The following is a 13,616-nucleotide window of genomic DNA, read 5'->3' on the forward strand; positions in this document are numbered from 1 at the left end:
CCCATGCCCTCCGATCCCAGCGCGCCCCCCGCCGCCCGGTCCCTGTTCCCAGCGTTCGACGGCCCCGGCGAGTTCGACCGGATCCGCGCCGACCTCCCGGCGTTTCGCCCGGCGATCCTCGCCGTGTGCCAGCGCCACGGCCTGTCGACGGGCGGGCTCGCCGCGTTCGCGCACGGGACGAACGTGGTTGTCTCGAACGACGCGGGCCAGATCATCAAGCTGTTTCCGCCCTTCCTTCGGCACCAGTTCGAGGCCGAGCGCCTCTCGCTCGCGCGGTTCCACGGCAAGGTCCCCGTGGCCACGCCGGAGGTCCTCCACGAGGCGGAGCTCGACGGGTGGCCTTATCTCGTGATGCCGCGCCTCCCGGGGCGCACCCTGGAAGAGGCCTGGCCGACGCTGAGCGGCCCGGAGCGGATCGAGGCGCTCGCGCGCATCGGCGAGATCATGAGGGCAGCCCACGCGCTGCCCACCGAGGGGCTCGGGCCCATCGATCTCGGCTGGGAGACGTTCGTGGAGCGCCAGATCGCCGGGTGCGAGGCCCGGCACCGGCGGCTGGGCTTGCCCGAGCACCTCGTCTCGGAGATCCCGTCGTACCTGGAGTCTGCGCGCCCGTTGCTGCCGCGGTCGGTGGTCCCGGTGCTCCTGACCGGGGAGTACACGCCGGAGAACCTCCTCGTGACCCGGACGGGGGAGCGGTGGAGCGTCACCGGCATGATCGACTTCGCGGACGCGTGCCTCGGCCCGCGCGAGATGGACCTGCTGGGCCCGTGGCTGTTCCTCGCCGCGGGAAGCGCGGACCTCCAGCGGGCCTTCCTGTGCTCCTACGGATACCGGATCACCGATCTGACCCCGGCGCTGCGCCGCATGCTGACGGCGCTCGCGCTCCTGCACCGGTACAGCAACCTCCGGTTCCAGCTCAGGGTGGATGGCTGGGAGTCGCAGGTCTCGTCGCTCGCCGAGCTGGAACAGACGATCTGGCCGCTGTCGAGCCGCTGATCTCCGTGCCTCCCTAGGGCCGGCCGGCGTCCGATCTCGGACAGCGTGCGCCGCGAACGACGCTGGGCTTGAGCCAGTAAGCGCTCGGCCGCTGGGCGATCCGTCGATCGAAGCGGACGGTCAGACGTCTGACCACGCACAGCCAGACGTCTGACCACGCACAGCCAGACGTCTGACCACGCCGGCGCGCACGCGGCCTGATGGACGCCGGGCCCTGCCCGGAATAGATCCACATGAGACACTCCATGACTGCACCGCCTCGCCATCCGGTCACCGCCGACAAGCTTCGCCCGGGAGATCCGTACGAGCTTTCCGAGGGCCGTCTGGTCGAGTGCTTGCCCAGCGGTCGCCGCGGCGGCCGGCGCAACGGCACCGGCTTCGGCGTGCTCGACACCGATCCGCTCGCCGAGGCCGCGGCGGTCGATCTCGGCGTCTCGCCGCGGCCGGAGATGCTCCGCGCGCCCGACATCGCCGTCGGCCCCATCCCGGACGAGCCCGGCTGGGCCACCGAGGCGCCGCCGCTCGCCGTCGAGTACGCCGACACCGGTCAGGACGAGGCGGAGCTGCAGAGCAAGATCGACGAGCTGCTGGCGGCCGGCACGCGCTGGATCTGGGTGGTCCGCCTCCAGGGCGCGCGGCGCGTCGAGGTCTACGAGGCCTCGGGCGCGGCCAGGCAGAAGGCGCCGGGCCGCAGGGCACAGGCGAGCGCCGGCGCGCAGAAGACCCGGCGCCAGCCGGCGCATGTGGCCTATCCGGGCGAGGCGCTGGTCGCCCCGGGGGTGCTCAAGAACCCGGTGCTGGTCGAGGCCCTCTATGACCGAGAGGCTGCCCACGAGGCGACCCTGCGCAACCTGCTCCAGCGCAGGGGCTATGAGGACATCGAGGCGGTCCGGGAGGAGGGGCACACGCGAGGACTGCGCACCGCGGTACGGGACCTGTGCGAGGTGCTCGGCATCGCCCTGTCACCGGAGCGCAATGCGGCCCTCGAGGCCATGGCTGGACCGGAGCTCTCCGCCCTGCGCGAGCAGCTCAAGCGCGAACGACGCTGGCCTTGACCACGTAAGCGCGTCGCCGCGGTGTGATGTCTGTCCGTGAGAGCGGACAGCCAGACGTCTGGCCACGCACAGCCAGACGTCTGGCCACGCCAGCGCTCACACGTCTCCTGATGGACGCCGGGCCCTGCCCGGAATAGATCCACATGAGATACTCGATGACCGCTCCTCCCCGAGACCCCGTGACCGCCGACCAGCTTCGCCCGGGAGATCCGTACGAGCTGTCCGAGGGCCGCCTGGTCGAGTGCCTGCCCAGCGGTCGCCGCGGCGGCCGGCGCAACGGCACCGGCTTCGGCGTGCTCGACAGCGATCCCCTCGCCGAGGCCGCCGCGGTCGATCTCGGCGTCTCGCCGCGGCCGGAGATGCTCCGCGCGCCCGACATCGCCGTCGGCCCCATCCCGGACGAGCCCGGCTGGGCCACCGAGGCGCCGCCGCTCGCCGTCGAGTACGCCGACACCGGCCAGGACGAGGCGGAGCTGTACAGCAAGATCGACGAGCTGCTCGCGGCCGGCACGCGCTGGATCTGGGTGGTGCGCCTGCAGGGCGCGCGCCGCGTCGAGGTCTACGAGGCGTCGACCTCGGCCAGGCAGAACAGGCAGAAGACGCCGGGCCGCAGGGCACAGGCGAGCGCCGGCGCGCAGAAGACCCGGCGTCTTCCGGCGCGCGTGGCCTATCCGGGCGAGGCGCTGGTCGCCCCGGGGGTGCTGAAGAACCCGGTGCTGGTCGAGGCCCTCTACGACCGCGAGGCCGCGCACGAGGCGACCCTGCGCAACCTGCTCCAGCGCAGAGGCTATGAGGACATCGAGGCCGTCCGGGAAGAGGGCAGAAAAGAGGGCAGGAACGAGGGCAGAAAAGAAGGCAGGAACGAGGGCAGAAAAGAAGGCAGGAACGAGGGGCACACCCAGGGATTGCGAATCGCGGTGAGGGACCTCTGCGAGGTGCTCGGCATCGTCCTGTCACCGGACCGCGAGGCGGCCCTCGACGCCATGACCGGACCGGAGCTCTCCGCCCTGCGCGAGCAACTCAAGCGCGAACGACGCTGGCCATGACCCTGTAAGAGCTCGGCCGCTGTGCGGTGCCCGTCCACGAAAGCGGGCAGCCAGACGTCTGACCACGCACGGCCAGACGTCTGACCACGCACGGCCAGACGTCTGACCACGCCGGCGCGCACACGGCCTGATGGACGCCGGGCCCCGCCCGGAACAGATCCGCCGCCATCCCCGCGCGGAGCCACCGAGACGCGGCTCCGCACTGGGCCCGCTCGCACGGATCGTCACACCAGCGGTGACGACCCGCTCGGGCTGCGCAGCATCGATGCCGCGCAGCCTCGGAGAAGCGGCGATTCAGGGCCACCAGCGTCTCCTGTCGTCGCCCCGGCCCCGGGCGGCCGGGAAATCGTGCTCCGCTGCGGCGCCCGGCGGCCACCCGGTGAGACGATGGGCGCCGCGCCCGGCGCAGCGGAGCATTCCGCGCGCCCCGTGCACGGAGACCCATGCGGAATCCCCTCGTTGTTCGACGCGCGCTGTCGTCGCCGGCGCTCGCGGCGCCACGGCGCACGCGGGCTGGCATGACCGGACGCGCGCGCGGCACAGCGCCTCGCGGCGGAGCGCAGGACGCCGCGAGGCGCTGCGCGGCGCGCGCGCTCCTCCTCCTCGGTCTGCTCCTGGCCCCGGGCTCGGCCGCAGCGACCGAGGTCTCCGACGCGATCGAGCTCGCCCGGCCGGTGCCCATCGCGGCGTCCGACGTCCAGACCGCGCCGGCGGCGGCGTGCGGCACAGGAGGGTGCCTCGCGCTCTGGGAAGAGGAGGGCGGCTTTCCCGGCAACGTGCTCGGGCGCCGCGTGGTCCGCGGTGAGCTGGTCGATCCGTGGCCGATCGAGGTGACGCCGCGGTCCGGGCCCCAGACAACACCTTCCCTCGCGGCCGGCGGCCCTGGGTACCTCGCCGTCTGGATCGACGACACGACCTTCGTCAGGCCGCGCGTGATGGCCTCGCGGATCGACCGCGACGGCGCCGCGCTCGACGCAGAGCCCATCCTCATCGCCGAGGAAGAACGGCTCGCCAGCGCCACCGTGGCCTCCGACGGCGCCACGTTCCTCGTCGTGTGGAACACGGCGAACCACCTGTTGGCCCGGCGCGTCGGCGGCGACGGCGCGCTCCTCGACGGGGCCCCGATCGACGTCGCGAAGTCCACGTCGCGCGAGGGCCGACCGGCCGCCGCGTACGACGGGACCAGCTACCTCGTCGTCTGGAGCGGACCCCTCACAGAGGAAGGCGCCCACGTCCACGGCGCGCGCGTGACGCCGGCTGGCGTGGCCCTCGACCCCACGACCATCGCGATCTCGCCCTCGTCCCTCGACCGCCCGACGGTCGCGTGCCGCCCCGGCGAGTGCCTCGTCGCGTGGGCCGATTCGAGCGCAGGGGCCCCGGGCGTGGCCGCGGCGCGCGTGACGCCGGCGGGTACGGCGCCCGGCGCCGCGGGGAATCTCCTCCTGCAGGGCGACGCCTGGCGTGGGCCGCTCGCGATCGCGGCGAGCGGCTCCGGCTACCTCGTCGTCGCGGGGCAGTCCATCGACAGCCCCGCGGAGGAGCACCAGGCGGTGGCGCTGCACGTGGACGGCGACACCGGGCTGCCCGACGCCACGCCGACGCTCCTGTCGACGACCCTGGAGCCCGGCGCCGGGGTCGCGGCGGTGTTCGACGGCGCGGACTACCTCGTCGCGTGGGTCGACGCGCGGAACGCCTCGCTGCGCAAGAGCCCGGACATCTACGCCGCGCGCCTGTCGACCGGCGGCGCGCTCGTCGAAGGCGACATCCTGCTCTCGACGGCGCCGAACGAGCAGCGCAGCGCCGCGGCGGCCCCTTCCAGCGACGGCTTCCTCGCGACCTGGACCGAAGAGCGCACCGACGGCGAGCGGGGCATGGAGATCCGCGCCGCCTGGACCGACCCCGACGGCGTCGTCCTCGGCGCGCCCGCGGTGCTCGCGACCGACGCGCACGCGCCCGAGGTGGCGTTCAGCGGCGCGCGGCACGCCGTCGTCTACTTCGCCCACGACCGCGACGTGTCGCCGCCCATCGAGGGGAAGCTCCTCGAGCGCACGGGCGAGGCCCGCTCGCTCGACTTCTCCGCATGGGGCGAGACGCCGCCGGAGGATCCGCGCCTCGCCGTCGATGGCAACGAGTTCGTCGTGGCGAGTCGCTTCCGCTGGCCCTCGGACGCCGGCGGCGTGCAGTTCGGTCGGATACGCGCCGATGGCAGGGTGACCGGGCCGCTCGATCTCGACGCAGAGCACGAGCCATCGTCTCCGGACATCGCCTGCGACAGCGGGATCTGTCTTGTCGTCTGGACTTCGTACAACAGCGGGGGGCTCGAGGCGCGCCTCGTGGCTGGACACACGGTCACCCGGCTCCCTTCGCTTTCATCCTTCAACGCAGGGCCGTACACGAGGCCGCGCGTGGCGTACGGCGGCGGCCGGTTCGCGGTCGTGTGGGGCGGGCCGCGCACGAGGTCGTGGGTCGAGGCCGCGCTCTTCGCGCGGAATGGGGAGCTCGTGGCGCAGATCGAGATACTGACGAACGACGGCGAGGCGGTGGTGCGCGAGCCGTCGGTCGCGTTCGACGGGGAGCGGTTCGTCGTGGCCTGGGTGGAGCAACGGACCAGGGAGGAGGCGTACCTGGAAGCGTCCGATGTCGTCGCCGCGCGGCTCTCGACGACAGGCGAGGTCGCGGCGCCGTTCGCGGTGACGGATACGCCCTCGGTGGGGGAAGAGCGGCTGCAGATCGCGTCGAACGGGGCCGGGCGAACGCTCGTTGCCCATGAGGTCTACGAGATATCCGAGGGAGACGTGGCAGGCCGTCGCGTGTCGGCGCGCGTCCTCAGCGAGGTGGTGGCGGGGCCCGACGGCGGCGCGGGCGGACCGGGAGGCGCTGGGCCGGGCGGACAGGGAGGCGAAGGTACCGGCGGGGACGCTGCTGATGAGAACGAGGGGTGCGGGTGCCGGGTGGCCGGCGCGGCGGCGGGCGGCGGGTCGGCGGGCGCGATCGCAGGGCTCGCGCTCTGCCTGGCGGCGGCCGTCGCGCGGTCGCGGTCGCGTCACCGGGTGAGGGAGATGCGGTGAAGCACGACGATGGACGGCGCGGGCGGCGGAGCCCCCCCACGCGCGCTGGTTGTTCAATCAGCGGTGAGGGTCCGAGCCCGAGCGCGACTGCACGCCGCTTGTCGGCAGCGGAGACGGTCAGCCGCGGCAGATGCAGACGGCCTTTCGTTGCGATCACGATCGGACAGGCGGTGTCATCGCCGCCGCGCGCCGTCACGACTTGTTTTGCGGCTCTTTCTCGGCGGCGAATACCGCGGGCGCGCGAATTTGACTACGGGACGCAGGAGAGCGACGCTGCACCGCGATGGCTGGATCCGAGGCGGTGAAGGTGTCAGTGGCGACAGCGCTGATCGGGCTTACGGCTTGCGTATCGGGTGGCTGCGCGGAAATCGTCGGAGCGGATTGGGGTGAGTATGAGCGGTGCGAGGACACTGGCGGTGTAGCAGCCACGGGTGTCAGTGGCGGCGAATGCTGCCCGGAGGAGATTCGCTGCTTGAACGACCGCCCACAGCGATGCAATGAGCGCGGGCAATGGGAGAACAAGGACAAATGCCCGGAGCACCGGCCTATCTGCAATGGCGGAACATGCACGGGATTGAGCTGCCGCGACTTACCTGCTACGTGCGGGCCCACCGGCAAGGAGAGTTGCTGCGCAAGCGCATTGGTACTCGGCGGAACGTTCGACCGAATAAACGACACGAACTTTCCGGCCACCGTGAGCGACTTCCAGCTGGATCGATTCGAGGTAACAGTGGGTCGGTTCCGCAGGTTTGTGGAGGCGTATCCAGCGAGCAGGCCCACGGCGGGAGCGGGGGCGCATCCGCGTATCGCGGGGAGCGGCTGGGATCCTGGTTTCGATAGCGCCCTGAAGGCGAATGCAGCGGACCTCGCCGCGGTGAGCTGCGGCCGAGAATACCGCACATGGACTGACGACGTCAGAAGCGATGAGAATTTGCCGATAAACTGCGTCACGTGGTACGAGGCGTTCGCGTTCTGCGCATGGGATGGGGGCCGACTGCCGACCGAGCTGGAGTTGAACTATGCGGCGGCTGGCGGACGCGAGCAGCGGAGGTATCCGTGGTCGGAGCCGGCAGACTCAGAGGCCATTGACGACAGCCTCGCGTTGTACCTGTGCACTGGGGACGGGTCCAACGCCAACGAGTGCGCGTTCAGCGACATACTGCCCGCTGGGTCGAGGTCACCAAAGGGGGATGGGGTGTGGGGCCAGGCGGACCTGGCCGGTAGCATGTGGGAATGGGTCCTGGATTCGGACGCCGAATATCCTGAGGAATGCAACGACTGTGGCAGCTTGACCGGCTCCTCGGAGCGCGTGCTCCGGGGCGGGGCCTGGAAAGACAATTATCATAAACTGGCAGTTTCCCACCGAGAATCTTACAATCCGTCAGACCCCTGGCACGACTTCGGGATCCGATGCGCGAGGGAATAGGTCGCCGACGTCAACCACCGACATGCGGATCTGTCTTTTGGATGAGAAGCAAAGGATGCCGAGCCATCGTGAGAGTTGCCGCCGGCCGATCGTGGCTGGGCATATTCGATAGATTCAGGTGCCCGAAATGCGCCGCGTGAGTGTCCGAAATGCGGGTGATTCCGATGTGGTTCCGGACGTCGCCAGACGTCTGACCACGCACAGCCAGACGTCTGACCACGCCATCTCTCACCGCGCTCCCCGCCCCTCCCGCCCGCCAAGGCACACGCTCACGTAGTCGCCCACCATCCTCTCCAGCGAGAACCGCTCCCTCGCTCGCTCCCACCCCGCCGCCCCCATGCGCGCCCGCCTCTCCGGATCTCCCGCCAGCTCCACGAGCGCCGCCGCGAACGCCTCCGCATCGCCCGGCGGCAGCAGCCGGCCCGTCACGCCGTCGACGACCTGCTCCGACATGCCGCCGACGGCCGTGGCCACCACCGGCAGGCCCTCGGCCATCGCCTCCAGCGACGCGTTCGGGCACCCCGCGGGCTCGGCGATCAGCGCGAACACGTCGAGCTCGCGCAGGAAGCCGCGCGCGTCGGCGAGCTCGCCGACCCACTCGACCGACAGCCCCGCCGCCATCCGCCGCAGCTCCTCGGCGTGCGCCTCCGCGCCGCGCTCGACGCCGCCCGCGATGCGCAGCACGTGCGGCGGCAGCCGCGGCGACGCCAGGCGCAGCGCCGCGAGGAGATCGCCGAGCTTCTTGTGCGGGTGGATCCGCGCCGCCGTCCCGATCACGAGCCGCGCGCCGTCGCCGCCGGACGCGCGCGCGCGCGACGCCGCAAGCGGGCCCGGCGCCGCAAGCGAGCGCGACGAGCGCAACGGCCACGACGGCCGCGGACCCAGCGCCACGCCGTTCGGCACCACGTGCGCCGGCGCCCCGAGCACCTCCGCGGCGAGCGCCGCCTCGGCCTCGTACTTCACGATCACCCCGGCCAGGCGCGCGCCGTAGTCGCGCGGCGTCCGGCAGGGCAACGCGCGGCGCGGCGACGCGAAATACCGGCGCAACGAGGCGAAGTACATCTCGCCAGGGCTGATGTCGAACAGCGGCACGTCGAGCAGCCCGTCGGCCAGGAGCACCTTGTGCTCGGCGATCACGTTCCACAGCAGCACCGCCTCGGGCGGGTCCTCCTCGATCGCGCGCAGCAGGCGCTCCACCGCCTCGGCCGGCTCGATGTCGGCCGGCGGCGGCACCGCCAGCACCGGGATGCCCGCGGCCACGAGCGCCCGCCGCCCCGGCGTCGGGTACTCCGGCTGCTCCTCGATCACGGCCGCCCGGCCGCGCACGCCCGCCGCCCCGAGGCCCACGAGCAGCCGGCGCGCGCTCGACTGGGCACCGCCGGTCGAGAAGTTGTTCGTCACGAGCAGCAGCCCGTCGCCCCGGCGCAGGCCTCGGTTGCGCGCCATCGCCCGCGGGTAGAGCCGCGCGTACCCCTCCGCCATCCGCGCCACGCTGAAGTGCCGCACCACCGCCTCCCGGCCGACCGCCGGCGCCGGGCGATCGCGCGCGGCCGCCGCGATCGCCTCGGCGAACCGCTCCGGCGCGGCGTCGAGCGGCAGGTGGACGAGCGCCGGGGTCTCGGCCGCGATCTCCGCCGTGCCGCCGGCGCCGGTCGCGACGACCGGGAGGCCGGCCGCGAGCGCCTCCAGGTGCGCGAGGCTCAGCCCCTCGTGGGCGCTCGGCGACACGAGCACGTCGGCCGCCGCGAGCAGGCCCGCCACGTCGGCGACCGCGCCCGCGAAGCGCACCTCGGCGCGCAGGCCGAGCCGGTCGACCTCGCGCCGGATCTCCGCCTCCGCGGCGAGCGCCGGCGCGCTGCGCGGCGAGGCGCTCCCGGCGATCACGAGCCGCGCCGCCCGCGGATCGCCCGCCGCCGCGAGCGCCGCCCGCGTGGCCGCGAGGATCGCGGGCAAGAGGAGCAGCCGCTTCTGCGGCCGCGGGTTCGCCACGGCGAGCAGGACGAGGTCGTCCGGCGCGATCTCGAGGCGCCGCCGCCACGCCGCGGCCTCCGCCGACCCGGCACGGAGACCCGCCCCCGCGCCTGCCCGGCGCGCCTCCGCCGGCGCCGCCCCGCGCGCCTCCGCCCCGCGCGCCTCCGCCGCCTCGGACCGGCCCGCCGGCGCCTTCACGGCCGCAACGTCGATCCCGTTCCAGACCGTGCGCGCCGGAACCGGCAGCGCGCACGCGGCGAGCTCCGCCTCGACCGCGCGCGCGCACGCCACGAGCAGCGCCGCGTCGTCCGCGCGCAGGCGGTCGAGCCCCGCCGGCCAGCCCGCGGCCACGTTGTGCACCGTCACGAGCGGCCGGAACCCGCGCGCGGAGAGGCGCGCGAGATCGTCGGCGTCGAGCAGGTGCGCGTGCGCGAGATCCGCGCCCCACGCCGCGAGCCCGCGCGCGAGCGCGTCGAAGCGCGCCTCGCGATCGCCCGGCACCTCCGACAGGTCGAGCGTCCCCGGCGGCGCGGCGAACGTCGGGCGCGTCGGCCGGTACACCGCGCACACGCGCGAGCGCACGCCGCGGCGCGGCAGCGCGGTCGCGAGGTCGATGGCGATCCGCTCGGCGCCGCCCTGCTGCAGGCTCGTCACGACCTGCGCGACCCGCAGCGCCGCGTCGTCGCACACGTCGAGCGGCGCGTGCCGCACGACGCGCGCGCGCCGCCCCCCGAGCTCGCCCTGGAGGGCCGCGTCGAGCGCCTCGCCCGCGCGGAGACGCGCCGCGACGCCCGCGGCGAGCGGCGCGTCGAGGTACACGCTCGCCGCCCGGGGCAACCCCGGAGCGCGGCGCGCGGCGCGGCTCAGCTCGCCGCCGGTCGCCCGCAGCAGCTCGGCCCACGCCGCGGCGTCGGCGTCCGCGGCGGAGGGCGCGGCCACCCCGCCGGCCTCGGCCGGCGTGAGCACCGCGCCGAACGCGCAGAGCGGCAGCCCGGTGTCGCTCGGCGGCGGGAACGGGTCCGCCTCGAGCGCCGCCAGGGCCGGCCACGCGCCCGCGCGCACGAGCCACACCGGCCCTGCCGCGAGCGCCTCCGCCGCGGCCGCGAGCGGCGCCGCCGTGAGGTCGGCCGGCGCGAGCCCGGCGAGCCGGATCGCGCGCAGCGTGCGGCCGGCGCGCGCGCGGTGCGCGGGCGTCTCCGCGAAGACAGCGCAGATCGGACGGCGCATGCGGGACCGACCGGCGCGGCTCAGTAGGCCGAGGGATAGCCGCGGAACGGCGTGACGACGGCCACGTCCGGCGCGCTCGAGATGCGATCCCGCCCGCGGTGGCCGCCGCCCCGGCCAGCGCCGTGCCTGTGCGGCGCCGGCGCTGCGCCCCAGGGCGCCGCGGCCGCCGCGCCGCCCGCGCCGGGCGCGGCGGACCACGCGGCCGCGCCGAGCTGCTCCATCTCCACGGACGAGGGCGCGCCGCCCGTGTAGACGAACTGCCCGCGCTGGCTCCGCTCGATCGGCACCGACCCGCGCCGCATCGCGCCGTTCACGAAGCAGCGGTAGTGAAGCGTCGACCCGTACAGGTACGACGGGGCGTTCAGCCAGAAGCCGTCGCCCTGCGGCCGGAACGTCACGCCCGGCGGCGCCCCGCCGACGAGCCTGCGCCGGGACCCGCGGGAGACGAGCGCGCCGACCAGGCCGACGACGACGCTGACAAGGAAGAGCCCCCCGCCGACCAGCGCCGCGATCGTCCCGGCCGACCAGGAGCTCGACCGCGGCGCGCGCGTCGCCCCCGTCTGCAGCGGCGCAGCCGGCGCCGGCGTCGCCGCGGCGGGCGCGCTCGCCTCCACCGCGGCGACGACGCGGAAGCCGTTGTCCGCGTTGCGGCTGCCGGGGTCGTTGCGGTACCGCGCCGCGGCGCGCAGGTGCTTCGCGTCCTTGAGCCACGACCCGCCGCGCAGCACGCGCCGCGGCTTGTCGCCGGCCGGAGCCGTCGTCTGCTCGGGGTCGACCGCCGGGCCGGGCGCATAGGGCCCGTACAGGTCGCGACACCACTCGTAGACGTTGCCGCCCATGTCGTGCAAGCCGAAGGCGTTCGGCTGCTTCTGCCCGACAGGCTTCGTGCCGTCCCCCGCGTTGCCCTTGAACCACCCGAGGAGGCCAGCCGCGCTGTCGCCGGCCCCCGCGTAGAACGGCGTCTGCGTCCCCGCGCGGTAGGCGTGCTCCCACTGCGCCTCGGTCGGCAGGTCGAAGGCGCGGCCGGTCCTCTTCGTCAGCCAGCGGGTGAACTCGCCCGCATCCTTGAAGGTCACGAGCGTCACCGGGTGCTGATCGGTCTGCGGGAAGCCCGGAGTCCTCCACGTGAACTCCTTGCGCTGCGACAGGCCCTTGCCGTCGAAGCCGAACCCGCCGGAGGCGCCCACCTCGGCCTCGGTGCGGTAGCCGGTCTCCTGGGCGAAGCGCGCGAACTGCCCGACCGTCACCGGATACTTCCCCAGGTAGACATCGCGGCTCAGCGTCACGTCGCGGAGCGCCTCGTCGTCGCCGCGGCCAGCCTCCTGGGGCGGCGAGCCCTGGCGGAAGCGCCCCGCCTTCACCAGCACGAGCTCGAGCTGTGCGCCGCCGAGGTCGACCGAGATGGCGGGCGGCGGGTCGGCAGCCGCCGCAGCGGCGGGCACCAGAAGGACAGCGGCCGGCGCAAGAAGGAGGGTGGGCGCGCGGCGATGGGCGTGGGCGCGTGGCTGCACCGGCCCAGGCTACCAGAGCGCGCGTTCGGCGCGCGTCGGAAGCGCTCGTGGCGGGCTGCCGCGAGCGTGCTCCGCGCCGCCGCCGATGCACGCCCCGCGCAGGTCGCCCGCGCGCGCCGCGCCGCCGGCGCGGACCCCGCGCAGGTCGCCGGCGCCCCCGCGCCCTCGCCACCTCGCAGACGCGCGCGCCGGGCCTGCGTCGGCGCTGGCCACCGCCGCCAGCCACCTCCGAAACGAACTCGCCGGCTCAGGGCCGCTCGCCGCTCGATGGCGAGGACGCCTCGCCGAGGCGTTCCGTCCTCACCGACTACATGCTTGCTCCGCGCAGAGCGAAGTTACGTTACTGCAATCATCTTTGCAGTTCTTAACCCAGCACACGATTCGTCCAGATCCGTCTTGCAAGACAGCCCCGGAGTGTCCACTCAGAGGGATGTTCAGGACAGCGCTGGGGCTCGACAGCCGCGGCTCCTCGTGGCATCAACTCGATCGCTCGCCGAGCGCTGCGCGAAGCGATGACGACGCTCGGCGGTGCTCCCGGCGGCCGTGAAGCTGCTCGCGATGAGGAGCGCGACGCCCGGCGGGGCCGCAGTCGAGCGGTTCCTGGCGACACCTACAGCGAACGGACCTACGCATTGTCCGACGAGGCGCTCGACGTGCTGTGGCGCGCGACCATCCCGATCCGCGGGATCGCATCGATGTTCGAGATCCCGCGACAACACGACGCGTCATCCAGGCGTTTCACGGACGCGGTCCACCCGCTTTCGATGACCGGTCAGCTCTCGCCCGAAGACATGAGGAAGCTCGATGCAGCGCTGAGCGTAGGGATCGACGTCGTGAGCGACACCATCGAGGAGCGCCGCAGAAGGCCGCTCGACGGCGACGTGCTGACGCGGCTGATCCAGGCCGAGGAGCAGGGCGACCGGTTGAGCAAGGACGCCCCGGTCGCGCTTGTCGCCGCGGTGCTGGTGGGAGGCACGGAGACCACGGTCCACCTCATCTGCCTTGCGATGAACAACGGCGTTCGATCTGCGGCGGGGTGCCGATGCGGGCATTGCCTTCGGCGGCGGCGCCCACTATTGCATCGGGGTGGCGCTGGCTCGTCTGGAGGCGAGGATCGCCATCGAGACACGCCTCCGCCGCTTTCCGGAGATGGAGCTCGCGGGACCTGCGGTCTTCATTTCGCACCCCTCGATCCGGAAGATGACGTCACTCCCCGTCCGCCTGCGTCCCCTCTCGGGAGGAGGCGGCCGCGGGCATACCGGCGCGGGCGAGCCGGCATCCACCGATTTTCCTGGGCGGGTGCGACACAGCCGCAA

At 73.6% G+C, this 13,616-nt stretch carries 8 protein-coding genes; 5 read left to right on the plus strand and 3 right to left on the minus strand.

Translation table 11 applies throughout. The annotated features are described in order from the left end of the window. Positions 1–3 precede the first annotated feature (3 nt). The 5 genes from WMF24_RS35065 (at position 4) to WMF24_RS35085 (ending at position 7,591) form a co-directional block, all read left to right on the plus strand. Positions 4–996, plus strand: coding sequence for a phosphotransferase family protein (locus tag WMF24_RS35065; protein ID WP_437731798.1), 993 nt, complete (start codon positions 4–6; stop codon positions 994–996). 245 nt (positions 997–1,241) lie between these two features. Next, the gene (locus tag WMF24_RS35070) at positions 1,242–2,051 is read left to right on the plus strand and encodes a Uma2 family endonuclease (protein ID WP_437731799.1); all 810 of its coding nucleotides are present in this window, start codon (positions 1,242–1,244) and stop codon (positions 2,049–2,051) included. A gap of 155 nt (positions 2,052–2,206) precedes the next feature. After that, entirely contained in the window at positions 2,207–3,097 is an 891-nt protein-coding gene (locus WMF24_RS35075) for a Uma2 family endonuclease (RefSeq protein WP_437731800.1), read from the plus strand. A 518-nt stretch (positions 3,098–3,615) separates the two neighbouring features. Beyond that, positions 3,616–6,165, plus strand: coding sequence for a hypothetical protein (locus tag WMF24_RS35080; protein ID WP_437731801.1), 2,550 nt, complete (start codon positions 3,616–3,618; stop codon positions 6,163–6,165). Between the two features lie 283 nt (positions 6,166–6,448). Next, entirely contained in the window at positions 6,449–7,591 is a 1,143-nt protein-coding gene (locus WMF24_RS35085) for a formylglycine-generating enzyme family protein (RefSeq protein ID WP_437731802.1), read from the plus strand. A gap of 228 nt (positions 7,592–7,819) precedes the next feature. Here WMF24_RS35085 and WMF24_RS35090 read toward each other — a convergent pair whose 3' ends face one another. The 3 genes from WMF24_RS35090 to WMF24_RS35100 all read right to left on the minus strand — a co-directional run bounded on the left by WMF24_RS35090 (position 7,820) and on the right by WMF24_RS35100 (position 13,292). Beyond that, complete coding sequence (locus WMF24_RS35090) at positions 7,820–10,789, minus strand: glycosyltransferase (protein WP_437731803.1); 2,970 nt, start codon at positions 10,787–10,789, stop codon at positions 7,820–7,822. Between the two features lie 20 nt (positions 10,790–10,809). After that, the gene (locus WMF24_RS35095; RefSeq protein WP_437731804.1) at positions 10,810–12,231 is read right to left on the minus strand and encodes a formylglycine-generating enzyme family protein; all 1,422 of its coding nucleotides are present in this window, start codon (positions 12,229–12,231) and stop codon (positions 10,810–10,812) included. Positions 12,232–13,025: 794 nt separating this feature from the next. Next, a complete protein-coding gene (locus WMF24_RS35100) occupies positions 13,026–13,292 on the minus strand; it encodes a hypothetical protein (protein WP_437731805.1) in 267 nt (88 codons plus the stop codon). Positions 13,293–13,616: the final 324 nt, after the last annotated feature.

It is taken from the genome of Sorangium sp. So ce1335, assembly GCF_051521615.1.
Classification (GTDB): domain Bacteria; phylum Myxococcota_A; class Polyangia; order Polyangiales; family Polyangiaceae; genus Sorangium.